Source organism: Lentzea xerophila (assembly GCF_051094245.1).
Lineage (GTDB): Bacteria > Actinomycetota > Actinomycetes > Mycobacteriales > Pseudonocardiaceae > Lentzea > Lentzea xerophila.
In genome coordinates this window covers 5842163-5868986 of sequence record NZ_CP194934.1, presented here as the reverse complement: position 1 = coordinate 5868986, position 26824 = coordinate 5842163, and the positions used below count along the sequence as shown (strand labels likewise).

Below are 26824 nucleotides of genomic sequence, written 5' to 3'. Positions count from 1 at the left end.
GAACGTCGCGAAGCTCAAGGCCGGGGTGAGCGCGGAGCTCGGCGCGAAGGGCGTCACGAGCCGGGTGAGGACCCTGTTCACGGCCATCGCGTCGTCCCGCGCGGCCGTCGTCGTGCGCAACCCCGGCACGACCGACCCGAGCAGTGGGCAGGACGAGAACGCCAAGCCCCGGCGGACCGAGGGCCAGGCGGGCGCGGGGCCCGGTCTCGAAGGGATCTTCGGCCGCAGGGAGCTGAAGAAGACCACGGACGAGCGGACCAAGTACAGCCAGTCGGCCACCGTCGAGGGCCCTGTCGCCGTCCACACCGGACGCCTGGACGTCACGCTGCGGATCCAGCGCCACGGACGTGACTACGGCTCGGTCGAGGTGACCGAGGAGGCCGAGGTCACCAAGCTCGCGGAGGAGGCGTTCCCCCCGCCGGTGCGGGGAGGGCGGTTCGGCTCGGCCGAGGCGGACAGCGGTGTCCGCACCGGCCCGCTGAGCGACGAGGACATGGCGGCGTGGCGGACGACGCTGCCCGACGGCACGCCCGTTCCGCCGATGAAGGACCTCGGCGCCCACTGGGCGGAGCACTACTTCGGCGACATCAAGGTCCTGCGCCGCGACGTGGTGGACGTGCTGCGCGCCGCGGACGTAGACATCACCCCGAAGGTCCTGCGCGTGCTCCGGACCGCTATCACCCCCACGAGCGTGCGCGCCGCGTTCCAGGCCGCGCTGGACGGCCGGTTCGTGCTCTCCCTGCGCGACGGCCTCGACCACGACGTGGAGATCCACTTCCGGCCGTCGCGCACGCCGAGGTTCGCCAGCACGAGCGCGGGCGTGCGGATCGACGCCCAGCGCGTGCGGTCCGAGGAGACCGAGGTCGGCTTCACCAGCGGCAACGAGGCGGAGCTGCTCAACACGGCCCCGTTCGGCGCGCTGGGCCAGGCGACCTCGACCGGCTCCGGCAAGGGCACCGAGTCCGGGACGAAGCCGTTCCGCAGCCCGTTCGACGCGAAGGGCGCCTCCACGACGAGGACCACGCACACCGCGCTCGGTCCCGAGCTGGAGGAGAGCGAGCTCTCCCGGACGGACGAGTCCAGGAGCGCCGAGCCGATGAGCTCCGAGACCAGGACGGACGAGAAGCTCACCCGGGCACTGGTCACCAGCGTGGACACCCGTGTCGTCGCCCGTCCCCGCACGCAGCACGGCGAGACGGAAGTGGTCGCCTACAAGGACCGCCGCGTGCACGACGCGTTCGCCGTGCGGATGTACGACACGAACGCCGCGCAACTGACGGGCAGGGAGCTGCCCGACCAGCTGGTGGGCTCCACGACGGTGCTCGCGGAGAAGGCCGAGGCCTGGCTGAAGGCCGAGCGGGCCCGGATCGCCGCGTCCGACCGGGTGGAGATCGCCGCCCGGCCGCTGGAGGCCGCCGACCAGCGGCGCTCCACCGCGATCGTGGACCGGCAGGAGATCCGGCCCCTTGTCCACGCCCAGCGGGAACTGGTGCGCGAGCGCCGCGACGAGTTCACGCGGGCGCGCGAGGAGTGGAAGAACGCACCCGCCGAGTCCAGGGAGCACCGCCGTGAGGAGGTGAAGCGGCGGCGCGGCGAGTGGGCGGCCGCCGACGCGGCTCTGCGCAGGCTCGTCGACCGGGAAACGCGACTCACCCGCGTCATCGCGCAGTCCGGCGCGGTCACCGCCGCCCACGCCGCCACCGTCGAGGCGGAACGCGCGGCCGTGCGCGCGGAGGAGAAGGCGAAGCAGGAGTGGTGGGCCGCCAAGGCCGAGCACGACCGCGAGATCGCCGCCGAGCAACGCCGGGAAGCCGACGAGGAGATCGCCGAGGAGGAGGTCTCTGACGAGGAGATCGCCGAGGAGGAGGTCACCACCGACCCGGCACCGGAGGTCGAGGAGCAGGAGGCTCCCCGCACCGCGCTTCCGGACCTGCTCTCGCGCCTGGACCAGGTGGACGAGGTCGACCGCCGCTGGGGCAAGGCGCCGCAACGCGAGGTGGACGCGCTGCTGCAGGAGGCGCGCCGGATCGTCGACCGGCACGTGCGCAGGCCTCCGCTGTTCATCGAGGTCCCCACGCAGGACAACCTCGACCACGACGCCATCGTCACGCTGGTGGCCTACCGCAGGTACCAGGAGCTCCGCGGCCTGGTCGGCGACGGGGACAGGCCGGCGGACCTGGCGGCGCACCTGGCCGTCGAGACCGGGACCCAGGTGGTCGAGCGCGAGCGCGAGGGACTGCCCGGCGGCGCCCCTCCCGCCGGTCCGGCCGGTACCGCCGGGAGCCCCTCGACACCCCCGTACGCCGTTGTCACCTACCCACCGACGAAAAACGCACGCGAAGCGATCGCCCTGGTGTCCGACGAGTCGGAATCGGACGGGTGGCCGCAGCGGGTGCACAAGTGGCTCGGGGAGGGCGACTGGACCGCGACCTCGTCGGCGTTCGTCCTGCTGGAGTTCGAGGACGGTCACGCTGTCGCAGGTGACTACCTGCTCGACGCGGACACCGCCGCCCGCGTGGTGCGTGAGTCGGACACCTTCCGGTCGCTCGACCGGGATCTGCCCCTTCGCGTCATCCTCCTGTTCAGCTCGCCCGACGCATCGACCAAAGATCCGGCCGATGAGGTGACTGCCGCTGAGGGCTTCGTCCACCGGTTCGCCGAGGTGGTGCGGGCGGACGCGCCGAATCGGCAGGTGTTGACCAGGGTCGAGGTGGAGGAGCCGGGAGAGCTCGTCTCCGTGCTGACGCCGGGCGAACTGCTGTTCGACAAGTGGTACCCGATCACCCCCGGGAGCGTGGTGTCCGGTGCCATCACGAACTCCTCCGGCGGTCTGATCGGGTTCGACCTCTCCAGCACACGCTGGTACACCCCTCCACCGGGAAGCGTCCGGACGGTGCAGGCGGAACGGATCTCGGACGTGCGTTCTCCGCAACAGCCCGATGCGGACGGACGTGTGCTGCCGCTTCCGTGGGCCGCGCTCACCGAACCGGGGCGGGTGCGCCCCCTGGTCCTGGCACTGTCGTCGACGGAGGACGGGAGGCACTTCGAGCTCAGCCCGGGCTCGGGCGGCAGGGAGCTCCGGCTCACCCCGCGGGAGACCGCCGGGTTCCTGGTGAGCAGGCCGGACGTCCTCGCGGCGGTCAAGGGACCCGAACAACCGGCCCTGGTGCTGCTGAACCGGAGTTACTGGAAGAACGAGCAACAGGCGCTCGGCCTCAACGCTGAACTGGCGGCGGAGCTCTCCAGTGCCACGGGGAAGACGTTCGAGACCCACAGCGTCGCCGGGAAGCTCCAGAGGAGGGCGAACGGCGTCCTGATCGTGGCGACGGACGCTCACCTCGCCCACCACCCGGTGCCGGTCGACGCGACGTCGGTGTTCCGTTCCGGTTCGGTGTTCGGGCTTCCCGGCGCGGAGGAGACGGGCCCGTGGTCGCATGCCACGTTGCAGGCGTTCTCCGACGCCGTGGAAAGCGGTCGTTTCGTGGTTCCGGGGCCGTGGGGCGCCGCACGGCCGTTCTTCATGGTCGCTCCCGGTGATGCCGCGGGTGGCGCCCGCGCGACTCTCACCGATGGCGGGCAGATCGACGTGGACGGTCCCTGGGGCGGAACGGCGTTGTTGTCCGATCCGGGCTTCTTCTCGGCGATGACGGCCGATCCCCCTCGTCCCTTGGTGATCGTCAAACCGCACCCGTCCGGTGAGCAGGACTTCGGCACCTTCGCGTTCGACGTCGTCACACGGCTGCACGAGGCCGGCTTGTTCCCGACGGTGTACGCGTTGCAGGGCGGCGGCGACCTCACGACGATCGATGATCCGGGAACCGGCTACGCGGACGTGTCGGAGCCGCGGGCCGGTGACCTCGACGTGACGCCGGTGCTGGACAAGGAGGGCAACCCCAGGGTCCTGGTCGTGCGCACCCTGGGCGACGACGACTACTTCGCCGAGGTCCAGGCGTCGGCCGCCGCGGCGGAGGACGACTCGCTGTGGTTCCCGGAACTTCCGGACGGCACCCCGGTCACGGCGAGCTGGGAGGACGACGACAGCACGCCGGTGTTCGTCCTCCTGCGGACCGGTCCTGCCGGTTACCGCGCGTCCTCACATGGGCTGCGCGATGTCAACGTCACCCCGCAGGTGCTGATGAGGGTGCTGCGGGCAGACCTGAGGCTGCGGTTCGTCCTGGGCAGGGGGACGAACGCCATCGTCGAAACGGGTCTGGTGGAACCGTCGGTGGTCTTCGCCTCGGTCGACGGCCCCGTGGTGGGGCAGGACGAGCTGGCGGCGGGTCTCGCCGGAGGCGGCTACTCGCGCAGGATCCACTGGCCCGAGGGACGGATGCGGTTCTCGCCCGACGGTTCGATCGTCGTGGACGTGTCGGGGTTCGGCAGTGCGGTCACGCCACCGCCGGCGGCCTCCGACCTCGTGTCCCACCCCCTGATGAGCGACCTCCGCGGTGTGCTGTTCCCGTCAGCGGACTTCGACCTGGTCAAGGAGGGGATCGACGCGATCAGGGCGAGCACCGGCTACCGCGACTTCTACCTCTCCAGCCGCGTGCTCCCGGATTCGTCCGGCGCCGGGACGAAGACCTCGGTGCCAAAGCTCAGTCCCTTCTTCGGGCTTGACATGTGGTACGCCGGGGCACACGGGAACAAGTCGGGCGTGTTCGTGGCGCTGCGCGGAAACCGGCCCTACCTGCTGGGTGACAGGCTCATGCTGGGCCCGCGAGAGGCGGCTGCCGTCATCAGCGGCCACCACCTGTTCGCACAGGCGCATCCGAACACCACTCCGGCCCTGATGCTCGATATGTGCTCAGTGGGTGGGGTTCAACCTGGTCAAGGCGAGAGCACGGCCAACGCGATCCAGCGGGCGTGGCGGTCGGTCGCGCCGCAGCGAGCTGTCCCGAGGATGTTCGCGGCCACCGAGGACTTGCTGCTCGGCGGTGGCACCAACTACGAGGTCGAGGACGGCGGCGACATCGTCGAGGTCGTCCCTCCCGGCGGCCGCGCACGCCCGCCCGTCGAACTGCGGGAACTGGCGGCCAACGACGTTCCGGCGGTCACCGCCGCGTTCGACCCGGCCGGAACGGACGTCCTCGCCGGTTCGGACGCCGAGATCGAGACGACCGCTCGTGCCGTGGTGCGGGCCGCCGCGTGGCGGCAGCTGAGGCTTGCGCAGGAGCACTGGGTCACGGCGATGCCGGCCGTGACCATCGTGGGCGGCGGGACGAACCGCGGTCCGGTGCACCCGCAGACCGGTGGGCTGCTCTCGTCCGCGCGGGTGGTCGAGGTCGAGCGCCGGTTCCGCGCGGCACTGGCCGACGAGGCGCAGGACATGGCCGACCGCGGTATGCCCGTGGACGTCGACCACGTCCGGATCACGACCAGGGGGCCGCAGGGCGACCACGGCGTCGGGCCGCACGAGGTCAGGATCGAGGTGGCGCTGGAGGCACGACCCGACTCGGACGTCGTCAGCACCGGGAACCAGAAGAGCATCCGGGAGCTGTTCCGCGACCGGCGGGGTACCGCGGTCGGCGCGGCCTTCCCCGCGATGAGCAACTCCGGTAGCGGGCGGGCCACCGTCGCGGTCTCGCGCGCGGCGTTCGACGGTCCGTCGAGGACGGTGGACCGTTCGGACGGTGTCCGCACGACGCGTGGAGGTGACACCGCACCGCCGGTCGCCCTCCTGCCCCGGCCCGCCACGCCGATCCCCGGCGCGGAGAGCGACGACTCCGGTTCGGACACCGTGAGCGAAGCGGGCTCCATCCCGGCCGGGTTCGAACTGGTGCAGCCACCGGTCACGCCCGCGCCGCGCGACGTCGTCGAAGAGCAGCTGGCGCAGGCGACCGTCTTCCACGTCGACCCGGTGTCGAACCAGCTCTCCGACCCCGCCGAACAGGTGGACCTGGCGGTGCTCAGGTCCAGGCTGGCCACCGCCGTGACGCTCCAGCAGGACTCCGGTCTGGCCATGCCGGTCGTCCTGATCTCCGGCCGGTCCGAGCAGACGGCGGTCGTCGCGGCCATGCTGCGGGACGGCCAGGCGGTGGACCCCTCCCAGCCGGCGCCGGACGTGCTGCAACTCGCGGTGCCGTCGAACGCGGTCAGCGTCGTCGTGGACCTGCCGGACTGGCCCCTGGGCCACGAGCACGCACCGACCAGTGCCGCGGCAGGAGGCCTGAGCTTTGACTCCGGCTTGCCGGACGAGCCGCCCTGGGTGTTCCTGCACGCGCGGCAGCCGGTGAACCCGCGAGCGCGCAAGTCGTTCTACGTCTACGCGACGCTCGTGGGGGACCGGTTCCTCGTCCGGGGCGTGCCGGTCACGCCGGCGACCCTCGCGTCCCGCGTCCGGAACTCGCCCGCCTACCGGCGCTGGGTCACCCCCGCCACGCCGATCCGGCTCGTCGGCGCCGACCCGGACCGTCCCGAGGCGTCCCGGCGCGCGGCGCAGGAGTTCGCGGAAGCGTTGTGGCACGCCGGATCGCGCCACCTCGTGAGCGCGGCCACCGATCCGCTCGGTCTCGGCCCGTCGAACAGCACCGTGGTGCTCAACGACGGCTACTACGAGCCCGTCTCCCGGGTCCGGCCGGGCGATGTCGGCTGGGTTTCGTTCAAGAGGAACGACGGCAGCCTGGTGGGCATCGGGTTCGCTTCTCCCGAGGTTCTCGACGAGGGCATGCGGCAGTCGCTGACCTTGTCCACCGACCAGTCCCAGCGCCTGGTGGCCGAGGAGTTCGAGGACGCGGACGGTCACGTGGTGCACCACTACCGCGCCGGGAAGTGGGCTCCCGCGACGACGGGTGCTCGAACCCGTCCGATGACCCTGATAGGTGAACACGGCCAGAACGGATACCCCCTGCCCTTGGTGGACGGTTCCGTTCTGCCGGTGGACGCTGAGTTGGCGGCACACATGTTGGCGGGTTCGAGGTTGTACCGCCAAGCGACGGCGGGTCCGGTGCGTCCGCAGTTGCTGCTGTTCACCCACGACGAATCACTGCCGGTCGGCGCGGTGAGCGGAGCGAACGCAAAACTGCTGGCCACGCTCCGCGACCTCACCGGACCCACGCAGAGCTACGACTTCGGGGGCAGGCTCAGGTTCTCCGACAAGGGCGCGCTGGTGATCCCCCGTGACGCACGGGTCGAGGAGAGCGGGACGCCGACCGCCGGCGACGTGGTGAGTGTCGCAAGCGGCCCGGTGACCGGGTTCCCCGTGCCGGACCTGGACGCCGCGACGATCCAGAACTTCGCCGACGCCGTGCGGACGGGCCGCACGGAAGGGCCGACGGGTCCGTGGGCACCCGATTCACCCCTGGTCGTCGTGGCGGACTCTCTCGATGGCACGTTCGCGCGGATCGAGTCGCGGACCGGGGCAGTGCTGGAGCTCGGAGGCGATGATCTGGCACGGATGCTGCTGTCCGACCTGGGTTTCCGGGCCGCGCTGGAGGCCGATCCGAGCCGTCCAGTGGTGGTGCTCGCGAGATTCGCCGGCACCGAGGCGAACTTCGGCTGGCTGGGGTTCGACTTCGCCGGAGCGTTGCACAGGGAGGGCTTCTTCAACGACGTCTACGCCCCCGACGGCGCGGTCGAGATCGAGGGGGACTCGCTCACCCACGACTCCGCCACCGACTTCGTCCCCGTGTCCCCCCTGCGCGCCGGTGATCTCCAATCGGTGGTGTTGCGCAACCGCGACAAGGTCGCTGTGGCCGTCTTCCTCAGAGCTCCCGGAGACGAGGCCGAGTTCGAACGGGCGAGCCAGTGGGCGAAGAACGTCACCGCGGACACCGTGCGGTCGTTCCTCGGGGTCCAGGGCGGCGAGCGGTCACCGTGGGACCGGCTCCCGGTCTTCCTGATCGCGAGCTCCGGCAGGCGCGGGGTCCAGGCGGTGCGCCGTGACAACGTGGCTGTGGACCTGACCCCCGCGGCTCTGGCCAAGGTCATGCGCGCGGACGACGAGCTGCGCGCCGCCCTGAACACCGAGACCGGACAGCCGAACCACCGCGGCGTCGTGCTGATCGCGCTGAACGGCGTGGCCGGTGACTTCGACGCGTTCTCCAGCGTCTTCGCGGCCGGCGGGTACTCCAGGTGGACGTACTCGCCCAGCGGTGTCACCACGTTGCACCAGGACGGGACGATCTCCCTGCAGAGCGGGGAGTTCCTCTCCTCTCCGCCGGTGAAAGCGTCCTCCGCCGACGTGATCACCCGTCTCCTGGTGAGCGACCGGCTGGGCAAGCACGGCCAGTACTTCCCGCTCACCCTGGTCGATGACCACCTCATGTCCTCCCCGGCCCTGCACAGCGATGAGGTGGAGCTGCAGTACTACTTCCGCGAGGGACTGGACGGCACCACCGCGAGAAAGGCCTACGTCGCACCGTGGGCAGGCTCCCGTCGTGTCCCGTGGCTCATCGACGGGCACGGCGAGCCGGATGGGTTCCTGTTCGGTCTCAAGACCGATCGTCCTTTCGTCTTCGGCGATTCGCAGACGCTGAACGGCGTCGACAGCGCCAATGTGGTGGCGGGAACCACGCTCTTCGCGACGGCGGCTCCGGATTCGGGCACACCGATCGCGCTGGTGCAGTGCTCCCTCAACTCCTCCGCCACGACCGCGACCTCCACTGTCGCGGAGCAGTTCCAGTGGGAGCTGGAGCGCAACCACGGGACCACGGCCCAGGTCTTCGCCGCCACGGACGTCGTCCGTGCGTACAGGGCCAACGCGGTCAGGGGCGTCGAAGATGAAGGGGGCTTCACCGCGGCCGACCCGCTGGCGCCGATCCCCGAGGTACCGCTGTCCGATCTCGTGGCGGACGAGATCGACGACACCACCGTGCAGTTCGCCCCTGGCCAGAGGTACCTGTCGTACCTGCAGGACCGGGACGTGCGGGAGACGGCACGCCTGGTGACGCGCGCGGCCGCGTGGAGGGAACGCAAGCAGGCTGGTCTCCCCGAGGTGAAGATCATCGTGCACGAAACGCCCCTCGCCGGTGCGGACCGCGCAGTGGCGGAAGAGCGTGCCCAGGGCATCGAGCGGAGGTTCCGCGCGGAGGTGGCGGCGGAGAGCCTGCGGCTCGACAGGCTCGGCCTGGGCGTGGATCCCGGCCTCATCAGGATCAGCGTGACCGTCGACGTCGCAGCGCCCGGCCCGCCGCCGCCCGCCCGCGTCGTCGTGACCCTCCCACCTGCAATTCTCGGCGCGCGGCAGTTGGCAGCCGTGGAGGCGAGACCCGGCTTCCTGCGGGCGATCCACGACATGAACGAGGCGTTCGCGCCGCTCGCCCGCCGCGGTTCGGCGACCGTGCAGTCTCCCCAGCCGGTCGAGCTCGACTCCGGTGCTCAGTCGCAGCCCGTCGGGCGCGGTCCGGCGGTGGACGAGAACCCGTCCGACGTCGAACCCGCCCGCTCGCGTCCGGTGGTCGAGGACGAGCGCTGGCGGCATTCCGCTGCCACCCGCGCGCCGTGGTTCGATCCCCAGGACGTGCCACTGCGCCCCGCGGACTGGGAGCACCTGCGTGCGGATGCCGAAGTCCGCACCGTCGACACCGAGCTGCTCGATCCCGAGCGGTCTCACTCCGGACCGGCGGGGTACGTCCAGCGCGTGCGGTACGACGTGCGCCGGATCGAGGTGGGCGACCGGCACGTCCGCGAGCTCACGGTCCGGCTGCGGCCGGTCGGCGACATCGCCCCGGACCTCCGGCTGGAGGTGGAGGCCGACGTCCAGCGCGGCCTCGACGCCATCGCGAACGCGGGGTACCGGCTTCCCGGCGGCGACCAGCTGCACGTGCGGGTCGAGTTCGCGGGGCCGCACGAGCTCGCGCACTCCGACGTCGACATCCGGCCGCGTGGGGACGACGACGCCAGCCGCCAGACGCGGTGGCGTTCCGACGACCGCGAGGCGCTCGCCCACGAGGTCCTGCACTTCGTCGGGCTGGTGGACGAGCACGTCGACCCGCGCCGGGTGTTCCTCGCCGACGACTCGCGCAGCCGTGTCGTGGCCGACGACGGCCCGATGGGACCGGCTGTCCACGATGGACTGTCGGCGCTCAAGCCGCGGCACGCCTGGACGATCGAGCGGACGATGGTCAGCCAGCTCGGGCCCGTCGAGGGCTGGAACCCCGTGCGGCCCGACCGGACCTCGCCGCTGGTGGACCCGGACGAGGCCACGCCGGCGACGTCCTTCGTGCCGATGCCGCCGAAACCCTTCACCGGCGACGTGGTGGCCGACGCGGTGCACGGTCGCGGGCCCGAGCCGGACCTGAGCGGCACGCGGGAGGACGCGGCCTCCCTCCTGCCGGACCCCGCGGTCGAGGAGATCCCGCTCGTCACCCTGGTGAGGTCCGAAGTGGACGTTGCTGCGGTCGAGGACGGCACACCCTCCACCGAGGAGTCCTCGACCGCCGGAGGCCTCGACCTCCCCGACGACCGGTCCTCGGGGCTCTTCACCCAGCGCGGTGAGCTCACGGGCGGCGCGGCGGTGGACGCCGCGATCGACGCGCTGCTGCCCGAAGGCGAGCGCACGGGTGTCGAGCACTTCGTGACGGCGTTGAAGACCGGTGTCGGCGGGTTCCTCGGCGACGGGCGGTCGGAGGACGTCGAGATCGGCGGCAAGCACTACGAGCTGCACGCCAGGGCCCACTACCGCTGGGACGGCGCGACGGAGAGCGGAACGGCATCGCGGTCGGTCGGACTCGACGGTCCCACCGGCAGCGCGACGCTCTCGGCGGCGTCGAGCGCGGCCCAGGCCAACTCCGCGCTGGCGCTGGTCCTCATCCCCGCGACCCCGGGCTTCACCGCGGTCGGCACCGTCGGGGCCTCCACCGACGCCAGCAACTCGGTCGCGGTGGGCGCCAGTGCGACAGCGAGCGGTGGCCGGCAGGTGGCCGTGGCGTTCCCGACGCGGGACGTGTCGGTGCCGGTGGGGATCGAGCTGACCCTGCGCGACGCCCGAGGCCGGGTCGTCGGCGACCCCGTCCAGGTCGGGGAGGCCGGGGACGTCGTCGCCGACCTCTCGGTGCCCGACCTGCCGGGCGGGGAACCGGGAGGCGTTCTCGCTGACGGGCCCGTCTTCGTCGAGTCGGTCCACATCGGACGGAATGCGCCGGGCAGCTACCGGGGCAGGCCGCTGCCGCCGGACGCGGACGGCGAGCACCGGCTGTTCGACAAGGTCGTCTCCGCGCTGCCGGGGTCGCTGGTGAAGCCGGGCCGGCCAGGACGCAGCAACCTGAGGGAGTTCCTCGACGACAGCACGTTCAAGAAGCGCTACCAGGACATGGCCGTGACCGCCGAGCAGGCCGAACGCGGGCACGGCTGGGTCCGGTCCGAGATGCTGTTCACCGGCAAGCACCCGTTCGTCGCGTGGCTGCACACGCCCAGTGCCGTCGAGATGCGCCTGGTCGAGCGCGAGGAACCGGTGGTGCTCCGCACGCTCGACGACGTCACGTTCACCGACGTCGAGTCGATCGGTGCGGAGGTCTCCGACTCGGGCACCGCCAGCCACGGCGCCAACTCGAAGATGATGGCCGGCCCCGGGTTCGACCTCGGCGTCGCAGGCCTGGTCGCCGGTCCGGTGGTCATGGGCGGGGTGGAAAGCGCGCACAAGCAGTCCATCAGCCGTTCTGGCGAGGTCAAGCAGACGAGCACCCGCCGCGGGCGCGCGCAGCAGGTCGAGCGCGTCTTCGACCTCCAGGTGCGGGTGCCGGGCAAGCCCGCTATGACCTTCGCCGGCGACGTGCGCGCGGTGGAGTGGCGTGAGGTCAGGGCCGAGGTCGCGCCGGAGGAGGAAGTCGTGCCGCCGCGCCGCCTCTACGGGCCCGAGGCGCTGGAGTCCGGCCGGGCGCTCGCGGGGGCGTCGCTGGAGGTGTCGCAGGTCGCGTCCCAGGTCCTCGACCTGATCGAGAACTCGGTCCGCACCGTTCCCGGCCACAAGCGGTGGTACCTCAGCAGCGACCGGTTCCTGTCCCAGTTCGACGACCCCTCCGCGGGCGGGAAGATCGGCCGCAAGCTCCAGGAGGCGCTGGGCCGCAGGGACGCCCTGCGCAGTCTGCTCACCGACCGCGAGCTCGGTCTGCTCGCGGACCGGGCGCTGTCCGCGGACGGTCTGCGCATCCCGGTGCAGCCCAAGCACGGCTGGGGCCACGACTACCACGTGTCGTTCACGCTCAAGGCGTCGCTGGCGGACCTGCGCGACACCGGGGAGGTGCGCACCGCCGCCGAACCCGCCGTCGTCACCACCTCCGACACGCAGGCGACCCAGCACACCAAGTCCCGCACCAGGTCCACCGGCGTCGGTGCGGCGGGCCGCGTCACCGCCACCATCACCGAACGCGCCGTCGTCGTGGTGGCGTCGCTCTACAGCGCCTTCGCCTGGACCAGGTCCGGGCTCTCCGGCGTCACCGCGAAGCGGGGCGAGGAACGGCGCGAGGGCGGTGCGCTCGACGACACCGGTGCCGTCGTGGCCGAGCCGAAGCACCGCTTCACCGCCACGGTCGACTGGACGCTCAGCGGCCAGACCTACAAGCGCCACAACGCGATGGTGCGCGGCCTGAGCATCGGCCGGCCCGGCCTGCACGTGCCGCGGACGGAGCCGGTCGCGCTGGTCGACCCGGAATCGGGTGCCACGTCGGAGGAGACGACGTTCCGGGTCGAAGCCGACGTGTGGGTTCCCGAGGCGCACGTGTCGCGCATGCGACCCGACCCGGTCGTCGTGGAGCGCACCGCCGGGCGCCGGGACCAGCCGCACATCACGTTGCGACCGGAACCGGACGCCCCGGTGTCCGCCGACCCGTTGCGCCGCGGTCTCTCCCGGGACCTCGACGGCATCAGGGTGCTGAGCTTCGAGGGGCTGGCGCACGTGCGCGCCGCCGTGAAGAACGCCCTCACCCGCGCCTCGGGAGACCCGGCCTTCTCCTTCGCGGAGTCGGACAACAGCGTGCTGGTCGACACCGTGCTGTCGCCCGACGCGGTCATGGCCGACCAGCGCGTCTTCAGCCGCACCACCGGTGTCCGCGGACTGCAGTGGGCGCGGCGCCGGGTCAAGCGGTTCGCGGCGGCCGAGGTCTCCTTCCAGCCCCACGACGTCGAGGTGCTGGGCGAGGGCTGGCGGCAGGCGGTGACGTCCGCCGCGGTCGAGACGGGTGTCGGTGCGGGCAAGGAGTTCACCGCGGCGGTGACCGCCGCGGCCGACCTGACGGCGTTCGCCTTCTACAAGGACGTCACGACCGACGGCAAGGAGGGCGCGACCGTCAAACCCGGCGCGCTGCTGGTGATCGAGGGCGACCCGATGGTGCTCGAGAAGTCCAGCACCGAGGACGTCGCCACGGACGTCGCGACCGGCACCTCCACCGCGCGGCAGCCCGAGCGCCTGCACCTCGTGCGGTTCGGTGTGCGGACCACGGTCGTCGCGGAGGTGCGGTCGCGCCGCTGGCGCAACGCCTGGGGCGTGCTGCGGCCCGCAGCTCCGGCCACGGCCAACGAGCAGTTCGACCTCCCGCGTGCCGTCACGGCCTGGGTGACCACCGCGCAGCTGGACGCCATCCGCACGAAGCAGGCCGAAGAGGACGCCCGCGTCCGCGACCTGGCCACGAGAACCGATCCCGCCACGTCCGCGCTCGCGGCGCTCGCGGTCACCACGCTGGCCGGCACGGCACCGGCCGCTCCCTCCGCCGTGGCCGACGCGCTCGCGGATGACGACGACCCGACCGGAGCCGCGGACGACGGAACCGAGGAGACGGCAGGGGACCGGGTCGTCGCACCTCCCGCGTTCCTGCGTCCCGGCGGACCGCTGTCGGTGGGCCTGGGCGTGGTGGACGGCGTGGTGGACCTGCGGTCCGTGCTGCCCGAGCTGCGCCGCGACCTCGAACGCTCACTCGGCCCCAAGCGCGCCCGCCGGCTCATCCCGCTCTCCCCGTTGAGCACGGGCCACGACAACTACGCGGCCATCAGCTCGTGGCTCTCCGACGCGCAGACCACGCTGGAGGACTCCGTGCGCGGCGGTGTTCCCCGGCCGCTGCGCCTGGAGGACCGGACCACCGGTGAGACCTACGACGTCGTCATGACCAACGAGGTGCTGGACCAGCCGGTGTTCGCCGGCCTCGAACACGGCGACGTCAAGCAGACCAGGGGCACGACGACGCTCGGCTCCCGCGTCCGCACCTTCGCCAGGACGGTGCTGCGGCTGGAGCCGGTGGTGCTGCCCGCACTCCAGGCAGGTGGCCCCGCGCCGGACGAGAACGTCTCGCGCAGCAACCCGTACGCGATGATGGGCGGCGGTGTCATCGGCGACGTCCTGCTGGGGCGCAAGAAGAGGACGACGAAAAAGACGCACAAGGTCGTGCGCGAGAGCAGCGCCGAGACCTCCGGGACGTTCGCCAGGTTCCAGGTTCCGGTCGGGTTCACCGTCGCGATCGAACGCCACGGCCGGCGGGTGGCGGAGGCCGGCGCCGCGCACGACGTCTCGATCCTGCACCTGCCGGAGGACACGGTCCACGCACGCCCCGCCGCGGTCACGACCCCCGTCGTGCGGCCGGAGGAGGAAGCCGAACCGGACGCCCTCGCGCGCTGGCGCGGCGACGCCGGTCTGGGCCGCGGCTGGGCCGGGCACCTCAGGTTCGGCGCCGACGACCTGGTCGCCGCGGCCGAGCTCGCCCATCGCGAGGCAACGGGGCAGCGCGAGGTCCCCGCGGACGTCCGCCGCGCCCTGCGCACCACCCTCACCGGGCCGCGCTTCAAGGCGTTGCTCCCGTTGCACGCCACCACCGGGACGCCCCTGGAGATCCCGCTCGGCGGCGGCCGGTCACTCGAACTGCACGCGCGCAGGACCGGCACCCCGACGCTGACCGGCGTCTCGGCGCGCACCACCGTCTCGACGCAGGGCAACAGCTCCGGCACCGAGACCGTGGCGGAGGAGTCGGCCGCCGAGTTCGGCATGGCCGCCGGCCCCCTGCTCGGTCCGGGCGGCACGCAGCCGCCGGGCCACGAGAAATTCGGCGAGCAGAAGACCCTCGGCGGCGGCGCCGCGTTCGCGGTGCCGCTGCGGGTGGTGGGCGGCATCGGCTCCGAAGGTGAGGCCGAGGCCGAGCACCACCACGACGGCGAGTCCGTTCCCCCGTCGAGCTCGACGGGCTTGACGGGGCTGTGGCTCAACGACATCGAGGTGCGGTTTGTCGCCAGGCCCAAGGGCCACACGGGGCACCGCGACCGGGCCGCCGTCGTGGACTTCGAGGTCCGCGACGCGGTCGTGCTGGTCGACGACGACCACCAGGACCGGATCCCCGCCGAGCTCGCCGACACCGCGCGCGCCCTCGCGGCGGCCGACGCGACGCTCGTGGCCGCAGCTTCCGCCCTCGCGGGAGCGCTCGATGCCGCCCGGCGCCGCGTCGAGGGCTCGACGGAAGCGTTGGCGCGGGCGGAGAACGCCCACGCCGACGCGCTCGACGCCTGGTGGGACGCCCTGCACGCGCACGAGGCGCAGGTCGGCACGCTCACCGAACCCGCTGACGAGCACCTGTTGCCGCCGCTCGACCTCGGCCCCCGTGACACACCGGCCGAGCTGCGGGACCTCGTTGACGGTACGACGGAGACGCCCGTTGCCGTGGACGAGTCCGGTGCACGGGTGCCCGCACCGCGTCCCAGCCCGAACCCCACTGCCGAGATCCGCCTGTCCCCGGCAGCGCCCAGGCTCACCCCCGCCGACCGGGTCCGCGTCGGCCGGGTCCTCGCAGGGGCGGGCGAGGACGCGTTCGCCGGTCTGGAGGTCGTCGCCCACGGCGACCTCACCGGTCCGGCACCGGCAGCCGCGGTGTCGGCGGTGATGGCGGAGATCACCCGCTCTGCCCGTCGCGGTGCGGGAACGGCGCCGCGCCCGCCCGTCCAGGTGGAGATGAGGCACGTCGCGGAGGCCGGGGACGTCCGGGTCGAGCTGCGGGCCGTGTTCGCTGAGGACGACGCACCGCCCGTCTCCGGTGACGTGACGCCGAGCCCGGAGGAGGTGCGGCCGGCTTCGGTGGAGCTGCCACCGGTGCCGGAGGAGGTGTCGCCCGTCTCGGACGACGTGTCGTCGCTGTCGTCGGACGACGGGCTGCCGGTACCGGACGACGTGTCGTCGTTGTCGTCGGGGGATCTGTCGCCGGTGTCGGGTGATGTGTCGCCGTTGTCGGAGGATCTGCCTCTGGTGTCAGGTGACGTGTCGCCGCTGTCGGAGTACTTGCCGGTGCCAGGTGACGTGTCGCCATTGTCGGACGACGCAACACCGGTGTCAGGTGATGTGTCGCCGATGTCGGACGACGCCCCACCGGTTTCGGCTGAGGTGCCGCCGGTTTCGGACGATGCGCCGCCGGTTCCGGCCGACGCACCACCGGTCCCGGACGACGCGCCACCCGTCTCGCACGAAGACGGCTCCACTCCGCCACCCCGGCCGCTCGCCGCACCCGCCGATGACGCCGCACCCACCGCACCCGCTGCGGACACCGCGGACACCGACCCGGCCGGCGACACACCCTCCACTGTGGACCCGGAGCCGAAGCCGGAGGTCGACTCGACGGCCACCGTCCGCGACGGTGTGTCCACGCGTGCCGACTCAGCGGCTCCGCCGGAGGAGGCGGTCGTCGAGGTCTCGGGCGAACCGATCGGGACGGAGTCGGACACCCCGTCCTTCGCTGGCCTTGACGACCTGGACGCTGCCCGCAGCGGTTCACCGCGGACCGTTCCGGCCGGGCCTGAACAGCGGCCGGAGTGGACGGATCCGCAGCAGCCGGCTCCGGTGTGGTGGCAGAAGATGCCCGCCCACGCGTTGAGCGCGTTCCACGACCAGGCGCGCAAGATCGTGGAACGCCACTCGGTGCCGCCCATGTCCCTGGGAGAGCCCAGTGCGCAGCAGGTGGAGCAGCGGAACAAGCACGAGCTCGCCGTGGAGGTGGTCGCCCACCACCTCTACACCACGGACCAGGGGGTGTCGGCGGTTCCGGCCCTGAGCCCCGACGACCTGGTGCGCACACTGGCGAAGGACCTGGGACTGGCAAGCCCGCGCGGGCCCCGCGGTGGAGCGCCCGGTGATCAGGACCTCCCGGTACGACCCGATGCCTCCTCGTCGAACGAACAGGACTCCGCTCCCAGGAGGCTCAGCGACGAGGAAGTCGAGAACCTGATCCGGATGCGACGTGCAGAGCATCCCGATGAATCGAAGAAGGAAACCATCAACGCTGTGCGCCTGCAGGGTGCCAGGCGCAAGGACGCGCGGTTCTTCGAACTCTACAACAATGCCACGGGTGCTCCTTCCAAGTCAGAACAGACCTGGGAGAACGAGCAGATCGAGGACCTGATCCGGCAGCACCTCCCCGGTCAGAGCACCGTCGAAGGGGTTCGTGGTGCACTTCGCGCGGTGGGTGTCCACGTCGCGAACAGGCGGTTCCTGGACCTGTACCACAAGGTCACGGCCACTGATCCCCGGCCTCAAGAGGTCGGGGATGACGAGGAAAAGATCGAGTTCATGCGGCGGCAGATCCTCGCGGGCAAGAACAAGAGGGAGACCATCGACGCGGCTCGCGGCACGGGCATGACCGCCGGCACCAAGAGGTGGCGCGACCTGTACAGCGAGGCCCAGGCAAGGGCTTTCCAGGACTTCAAGAGAGCGCGGCTCGAGTCGGGAGCGGGCGGGGAACAGGCCGCCGGGTCGAAGCGCCCGGCGGCTTCCGTCGAAGGTGTGGTGACCTCACAGCACAAGCGGAGCAGGCCATCGGTCGCCGGCGCGGTGGCGAACGAGCTGGTGGCCCTGTCCCTGGAGGAGAACAGCCCCGCTGCCACTGCTGCCGCGCTGGGGTTGCGCGTCGTCGACATCGCACCCGACGGCGACCACTTCTACACTGCCGTGCTCGCGTCCGTGCCTGAGTCGGTGTGGTCGGACCGGCTCGACGAGCTCGGCGTGGACGCGTCCGTGGCGGGGTTGCGCCAGGCCACGGCGGACGCCTACCGCCGCTTGAAGCTGCCCGAGCTGGGCGGACGGAGCCTGGAGGGCATGAGGCTCCCGGCGGACGCGGTCGAGGACGGTCTGCGCACTTTAGGACAGTGGGACGGCGAGAGCGTTGCCGTAGCTGCGCAGTTGGTGCCCGGAGTGTTGAAGATCAACCTCAAGACGATCGCCCACGACGGCCGGCTGTCGACCAACGGCGTCGACATCGACCCCAGCCTCCGCACCCATTACGTCGTTCACGACGGCCTCAACCACTACCGGGCGACCGCCCCGCTCGACGCCGCCCAGGACGCCTTGATCCACGCACCGGTCGGCGAACCGGGGCCGTCGCGCGCGGAACCCCTTGCCACAGCGGGTACCGAGGGCCGCTCGCACGACGAGACCCAGCCGGCACCGGCAACCCGGGCACCCGCTCAGGAGAAGTCGGCTGACGAGCGGGACGTGGACCTGATCCGCGAGCACGTTGCCCGTCATCCCGACGATGACGACGCTGCGGTTGTCACCACGGTTCGCGGATGGGGCGCCACCGGTTCCGACGACCACCTGCACAGGCTGGTCGGCGAGGTCAGGAACGAACGGTTGCAGCGCCTGACGCACTTCGTCAGGCACGGGTCGGATGAGCCGGGAACGGTCGAGGAGCAGCGCGCCGCTGAGCGTGTGATCCACCAGCACCTCGTCGAGAACCCCCTCGACGACACCGAGTCGACTGCTCGGGCTGTTCGTGAGCAGGGGGTCCTCCTCGGAAGCACGTGGTTGACGAGGCTGATCGACGACACCAGGCTGTCCATCGCCGTCGACGGGCTCGGGCTGCGGATCGTCGACGTCCCGGCCGGCCGGGACTCCTTCTACGAAGCCGTGCTCAGGTCCGTGCCCAGGGGCGTGTGGTCCGCTGAGCTCGACCGGTTCGGGCAGGAAGGATCTGTGGCGGCGTTGCGTCAGGCCACGGCCGATGCCTACCGGCGCCAGAGGTCGCGCGAGCCCGGCGAGCAACGCCCGGATGAGCTGGAGGCGGACAGGGTCGAGGAGGGTCTGCGCACTTCGGAGCATCAGAACGCGCACAGCGGCTACTGGGCTCCGCAGTTGGTGGCCGACGTGCTGGGCGTCAACCTCAAGACGATCCGCAAGAGCGGCTGGGTGTCGACCCATGTCGGTTTCGATGACAAGCTTCCCACCTATTACGTCGTCCATCGCGATGACGACAGGTACCAGGCGACCGAGCACAAGGACCTGCCGACCGCCGTGCGTGAACGCGTGATCGCTTTCGTGCCGCCTGACCGCGGCTGGAACACGCTGCTCGATGCCTTGGAGCACGTCCAAACCCACGAGTACCCCGCTCTCGACCTGACGAGGAACGCCGGCGGTGTCCCGGCCGACCCCGCCACCCAGGAACTGGTCGGCCGGTGGGTGGTGGCCATGTTGGGGAGTCGGCGTGCGTTCACACTCGCGGAGGTAGCGGAACTTTCCGGCGGCCTGGTCACCGCGGACGTGGCCGAGCGCATCCACCGTGCTTCCGGCGGCACCGCGCCTGTGACACCCGCCGTGCCTGCGATACCCGCCGTGCCTGCCCCATCCGCTGCACCGGTGGCTGCGGAACCGCCGAGTGACAACCAGATCAAGGATTGGATCAAGGAGTATCGCGACGGTGATCCCGGCAGCGGTGTCAACGTCATCGCGGATGCCGTTGCCCGACGTGGTGGTGTGCCCAACGACAACCACCTGCGCGCTCTGATCTACGAGGTCATGGCGAGTTCGGTCCGGCGCCAGCAGTTCCGTGACGACCAGATCAAGGACTTCATCCGCAAGCATCTCGACGAGTACCCACGAGACCTCCACAAGATGATCAGTCTTGCTGCTCGTGCGCACGGTGTTGCCGTTCAGGCATCGCGGATGTCGGACCTGATCTGGGGGGTCAGGCGGTCTGCCCTTGCCGCTGCGCTCGGGCTGCGCATCGTCCGCGTCGCGCCCGGCAACGACGCCTTCTTCGAAGCCGTTCTCGCGTCCGTGCCCGAGGACGTGTGGTGGACCCGGTTCTGGCAAGCCGGCCGGGAAGCGTCCGTGCGGGGTTTGCGTCACGCCGCGGCGGATGCCTACCGCCGCCTGAGGTTGCGCGAGCTGGACGAGCAGCACCCGGATGCGCTGGAGGTGGATCAGCTCGAGATCGACCTGCGCACTCCAGGGCGCTGGGACGCGCGCATCGACGACCTGGCTCCACAATTGATGGTCGACGTGCTGAACATCAACCTCAAGACGATCCGCAGAGAAGGCAAACTGTCGACCAGCGACGCCTTCTCCGACAACCGGGACACCCACTACATCGTTCACGACAGTGGCGTCAGCTACCAGGCGACCGTCCCGGATCCCTCGGCCTGGGCGCCGGTCGGCGGACCGGGACCGCTCGTGACCGCTGCGGGATCATCCGCCGGTGTCCAGGGCAGCTCGCACGACGAGAACCGGCCGGTGTCGGGAACCTGGGCTCCCGCTCAGAAGAACACGGATGACGCGCGGGACGGGGAACTGATCCGCAGGCATCTCGCCGAGCATCCCGGAGACGACTTCGCGGCGATCTTCAAGGCTGTCGGTCCGCACGCCACCCGTTCCGAAGGGAAGTTGCGACTCCTGCTCTTCCAGCTCACCGGTGAGCAGGACGACAGTGCGTGGAGTCCTGGCCAGATCAAGGACGTGCTCAAGGAGTACCACGAGGCCCACCCCAAGATCAGCGTCACGAACGCCGTGGACGCTGTCCTCGCTCAGGGTGTCGCAGCTCCCCACGCGCGAGTGGCCGCCCTGCTCGACGAAGTCATGGGAACCCAGGTCCGGCATCGCAACAAGCTCGCTCGAACCCACGTCCTGGGTTTGATCCGCGAGCACCTCGAGAAGCATCCCGGTGACGACCAGGTCTCCACTGCCGCGGCTGTTCGCAAGCAAGGTGTCTCCCTCGACAACAAGGAGATGCTCAACCTGCTCCGCCTGGCCCAGCAGTCCATCGCCGCCGCTCAGCTCGGGCTGGACGTCGTCGACGTCGCTCCCGGCCCGGACTCCTTCTACGAAGCCGTGCTCAGGTCCGTGCCCGAGGACGTGTGGTCGCGCCGGCTCACGCAACTCGGCAGGGAAGCGACGGCGCTGGGTCTGCGCCAGGCCACGGCGGACGCCTACCGGAACATGCCGTTGCCCCACCTGGACTCACGAAGCTTGAACGAGCTGGGGCTCCCGGCGGACGAGGTGGAGGAAGGCGTGCGCAACCTGGGGACCTGGGACGTGCGGAACGCCCATTGGGTCTCGCAGCTGATGCCCGCGGTGCTGGGCGTCAACATCAAGACGATGACTCTCAAACGCGGCCGGCTGACGGCCGAGAAGGTCGTGATCAACGACGAGCTCCCGACCTTCTACGTCGTTCGCGACGGTGGCAGCCGCTACCGGGCCACCATCCGGCTCGAAGCCGCCCCGCGGAACGACGAGGCGACGGGCAGCGGGATCCGGTCGGCGCCGGACACCGCGACCCCCGCTCAGGAGAACGCGGGGAGCCGGGATCACGGCGTGCGGACCGACGACCAGATCAAGGATCTGATCAAGGAGTACCACGGCGGTGGTCCTGGTAGCGCGGTCCGGGAAATCGTGAACGCTGTCAGCGGTCGGGTTCCCGAGGTCGACCCCGATCGGGTGCGTGCCCTGGTCTACGAGGTCGTCGCAGCGCCGGTACCTGTCAAGAACCTCGGTGACGAGCGGATCGAGGAGTTGATCCGCGTGCACCTCGCCGAGTACCCCGACGACACCGACAAGATGATCGTCCTGGCTCTTCGCGTGCCGGGTGTGGCCATCAGAAAGGGGCGGTTGGCGGATCTGATCCACAGGGTCCAGCAGTCCGTCGCCGCCGCTGAGCTCGGGTTGGGCGTTGTCGACGTCGCTCCCGGCCCGGACTCCTTCTACGAGGCCGTCCTCAGGTCCGTGCCCGAGGACGTGTGGTCGCACCGGCTCACGCAACTCGGCAGGGAAGCGACGGCGCTGGGTCTGCGCCACGCCATGGCGGGCGCCTACCGCCGCATGTGGCTTCCGGCGGGCGAGGTGGAGGAAGGACTGCTCGCCCTGGAGCGTTCGCCCGTTCCGGGTCACGACCTGGTCCCGCAGTTGATCGCCGAAGTGCTGGGCGTCAACGTCAAGACGATCCGCAAGAACGGCCGGTTGGCCACCAACGCCGCCCTCGTTCGCAGCCTCCCCACCTATCACGTCGTTCACGTCGGTGTCGATCACTACCACGCGACCGCCCCGCTCGACGTCGTCCAGGGTGGCTCGGTCCACGCACCGGACCTGCCGCGTGTGACCGTGGTCGACGACGGGACCTCCGCCGTTCACACCCCGCCGGAACCGTCCGGCCCCACCCCATCGCACGCGGAACCACCCCCCGCGGTGGAGAGCGGCTCGCACGACGGGAACCGGCCGGCGTCGGAAACCCAGCCCCCACGTCAGCAAGCCCCGCGTCAGCAGGGCCCCGGTGAAGCCCGGATCGAGAACGCCGGGCAGTCTGTCGCCGCCGCGGGGCTCGGGCTGCGCATCGTCGACGTCACAACCGGTCCGGACTCCTTCTACGAAGCCGTGCTCAGGTCTGTGCCCGGGGCCGTGCTGTCGGATCGGCTCGGGCGCCTCGGCCAGGAACCGTCCGTGACGGGTCTGCGCAACGCCACGGCGGACACCTACCGCCGCATGAAGCTGCCCGAGCAGGGCGGGCGGAGCCGGGACGAGCTCGGGCTCCCGGCGGATGAGGTCGAGACCGGTCTGCGCACGCCGGGACGTTCGAACAGGCAGAGCGCCTTCTTGGCTCCGCAGTTGGTGATGGGGGTGCTGGGCCGCAACCTCAGGGCGATCCGCGAGGACGGCCGGCTGTCGACCCACAGCGCTTTTGGCGAAAACGTCCCCACCCACTACGTCGTTTTCGACGGTGACGACAACTATCGAGCGACCGAGCTCGTGGAGATGCCGGCCGCGGTGCGTGAGCAACTGATCGGTTTCGTGCCGCCCGCGTACGGGTTGGGCACGTTGCTCGATGCGCTGAAGGACGTCAAGGCGAAAGTGTTCCCCGCCCTGGGGTTGGAGAAGGACCCCAGCGGTGTCCTGACCGATCCCGCCACCCGTGAGTTGGTGGACCGGTGGGCGTCGTCCATGCTGGAGCACCGGCCCGCGCTCACGCCCGCGCAGATCGCGGAACTGTCCGGCGGCCTGATCGTTGTGCGGCAGGACGAACGCATGCAGGACGTCCCTGACGACACCCCGTCTGATGTCGTGGCTGGATCTGTCGAGTCCGCTGTTGCGCCCGCTGTGCCGGTGGACGCGGGTCGGCCGAGTGATGATCACATCCAGGGTCTGATCAAGAGGTACCGCGACGATCATCCCGGCAGCAGTCTTGAGGACATAACGAATGCGATTGTCGGTCAGGGTGCCGCGCCTGACGACAATTGGCTGCGTGGTCTGATCTACTATGACATGGCGGATTCATTCAAGCGTCGTAAGAAGGTTGACGATGACTGGATCAAAGATTTTGTCCGCAAGCATCTTGATGAGTATCCTCACGATGTCAACAGAATGATTGAACTGGCCATTCGCGCGAATGGTTTTGCTATCGATTCATCGCGGTTGGAGAAGCTGGTCGGCGATGTCAAGCTTTCTGCCGCCGCCGCTGCGCTCGGGCTGGACATCGTCGATGTCGCGGCCGGCCCGGATTCCTTCTTCCAGGCCGTGCTCAGGTCTGTGCCCGAAGATGTGTTGTCGGACCGGCTTGCGGAACTCGGCCGGCGAGTGTCCCTGGAGGACTTGCGTCATGCTGCGGCGGATGTCTACCGCCGCGAGAGGTTGCGCACGCTGGGCAAGCAGCCTGGGGACGAGTTGGAGGTGGATGAACTCGAAACCGATCTGCGCACTCCAGGGTACGTGTCCCCTCAAATGGAAATTTGGTATCCGCGGTTGATGGGTGAAGTGCTGAACGTCAACCTCAAGACGATCCGCACAGACGGCCAGCCATTGGCCAGCAGCGCCGCCGTCGATGACAGCCTTCCCATCTATTACGTCGTGCACAAGGGCGGCGATCATTACGGGGCGACCGTCCCCCGCGGTGTCGCCCCGGATCGAACCCAGGCTCCGGGACGATCTGGTCCCGCCTCACCGCACGTGGAACCGCCCCTCGCATTCTCGGGTACCGAGGGCGGCTCGCACGGCGAGAACCGGCCGGCGCCGGGAGTGCCGGCCCGGAGTCTTGGAAAATTCAGTCCTGACCAGATCCGGGGTTTCATCCGCGAGCACCTCGCCATGAATCCTTCCGCGAGCAGTGAATCGACTGCTGCGGCTGTTCGTGAGCGGGGTGTTAACGCCAACAACGTGAAGATGAAGAACCTGATCGCGGAGGTCAAACAGTCTCTCGCCGCCGGTCGGCTCGGGCTGGGCATCGTCGACGTCGCAGCCGGTCCGGACTCCTTCTACGAAGCCGTGCTCAGGTCTGTGCCTGAGGGTGTGTGGTCTGCCCGGCTCGAGGGACTTGGCCGGGAAGCGTCAGTGGCGGGTTTGCGCCAGGCCACAGCGGATGCCTATCGCCGCCGGAAGTTGGCCGAGCGGGGTGAGCACGGCCTGGGTGAAGCGGGGCTCCCGGTGGACGAGATCGAGCGCGATCTGCGCACTTCGGAGCGTTCGATCTCGCAGAGCGGTCACTGGGTTCCTCGGTTGGTGGCCGAAGTGCTGGGGGTCAACATGATGATGATTCCCAGGACCGGCCTGGTGTCGACCCTCGCCGCTTTCGACGCCAACCTCGACACCTACTACATCGTCCACGACGGCGATGACAAGTATCGGGCGACCGAGCGTGTGGAGATGCCGGTCGTGGTGCGGGAGCGGGTGATCGCTTTCGTGCCGCTCGCGCAGGGCCCCGGCACGTTGCTCGACGAGCTGAAGGACGTCAGGACCAACGCGTACCCCGCCCTGGAACTGGCGAGGGACTCGAACGGTGCCCCGACCGACCCCGCCACCCGTGAGCTGGTCGGCCAGTGGGTGCTGGCCATGCTGCGGCACCGGCCCGCGTTCACGCCCGCACAGATCGCGGAGCTCTCCGGCGGCCTGGTCACCCCGGGAATCGTCGAACGCATCCACCACACTTCTCAGGGCACCGCGCCCGATGTCGTCGTTGCACCTGCTGCGGCGGTGGACAGGGCGCTGCCGGACGAGGTGCGCGAATGGATCGTCACCTTGGTGCCGCCCGCACCCGGCGTGGCCACGCTGCTGGAGGCGTTGGAGCGCGTCCAAGCCAACGTGCACCCCGCCCTGGACCTGAGGAGGGACTCGAACGGTGCCCCGACCGACCCCACCACCAGGGAGCTGGTCGGCCAATGGGCGTGGACCATGCTGGAGCACCGGTCCGGGTTCACGCCCGCGCAGGTCGTGGAGCTCTCCGGTGGCCTGGTCACCGGAGACCTGGCCGAGCACATCCACAACCTCCAGCACGAGACCCCGCCCGAGGTCGCACCCGCCGCACCGGCCGCTCCGGCCGCATCCGCCGCACCGGTGCGTGCTGATCTGCCGGACGAGGTGCGCGAACAGATCGTCACCCTGGTGCCACCCGCACACGGCCTGGCCACGCTGCTGGAGGCGTTGGAACACGTCCAAGCGAACGTGCACCCCGCCCTGGACCTGACGAGGGACTCCGGTGGGGCCCCGGTCGACCCCGTCACCCGCGGGGTGGTGGGGCAGTGGGCGCTGGCCATGCTGGAGCACCCGTCCGGGTTCACGCCCGCGCGGGTCGCGGAGCTGTCCGGTGGTCTGATCGCCGCGCACGAGGTCGCGCACCTCTACAACATCTCCCACGACGCCCAGCCTGAGGTCGAGGGAGGGAGCTGGATGGACCAGGGACGGCGAGAACAGACCTTCGCGGCCGAAAAGGACGCGGAGTTGCAGGACGTGTACGCCTCACGTGCGATCACCCACGGCCTGCAGCCGATCATGGGAATGGACGACCAGTTCTACTGGCGCTCCCTGAACAACCCGCTCTTCGAGGTCGCGGAGCTGTTCGCCGGGCCCGATGGCAACATCCATCCCGACATCCGCGCTCGTGCCGACGAGATCACCGTCCGCGTCGTCGAGGGCAAGCGGGGCAAGGGCGAGATCGAGGGCATCGCCAACGACTCCCGCGACTCCCGCCTGCCCCGTATGAGACCACAGCAGCTCCGCGCGATGTGGAAGGAGCTCGAGTACAACCTGACCGAACGCGTGCGCCACGTCGTGGCCACCGCGGTCAACCCGACGCCGGACACCGTCACCATCGCGCCCCTGCGGCCCCAGCACGTGAACAGCTCCGTCTACGTCAGCCGTGTGGCGCCACGCCACGTCGGGCCTCGGGAGAAGGTTCTCGTCGGTCAGTACCAGCTCCTGCTCGCCAACACGCCGGGCAGCGTCCAGGCTGAACAGCAGCCGTTGCTCACCCGCGGACGATTCGTGGACCTCTACCTCGGCGGCATGTTCGACAACACCCTGGACGCTCAAGGACAACTGGAGCAGGAAGACCGGTGGAGGGAACAGCACCCGGCCTACCCGTCCTACCTGATGGAGGGTGGAACACGCGACAACCCCCGCCTCATCAGCGCTGAAGGAGCCGGCAACTCGACCGCTTTCGCGAACTCCGTCCTCACCCCCGACGGGAAGATCGACCGCAAGCGCGTCAACGCCGTGTTCGTCAGCGTCGAAGTCTTGATCCCGGACAAGAACGACCCCACGGGCGTCATCAAGGTCGGAGGCAGCGTCATGCTCCTGCTCGACAACGTCATCAACGCCGAAGAGAACCCCTTCGGCATCGTGCTGGTCGACTACAGCGAGGGCTACAAGTTCCCCAAGATCAAGGAAGAACCGCAGGACCAGTGA

1 protein-coding gene (only partly in view) is annotated in these 26824 nt (G+C 70.4%); it reads left to right on the top strand.

Annotation, left to right across the window (positions count from 1 at the left end):
• A protein-coding gene (locus tag ACRSBM_RS27695; protein WP_434447528.1) for a hypothetical protein crosses the window boundary here: on the top strand, positions 1-26824 show its 3' portion. 7661 nt of this gene lie to the left of the window's left edge; only the last 26824 of its 34485 coding nucleotides appear in the window; the start codon falls outside the window, past its left edge; it ends in the stop codon at positions 26822-26824.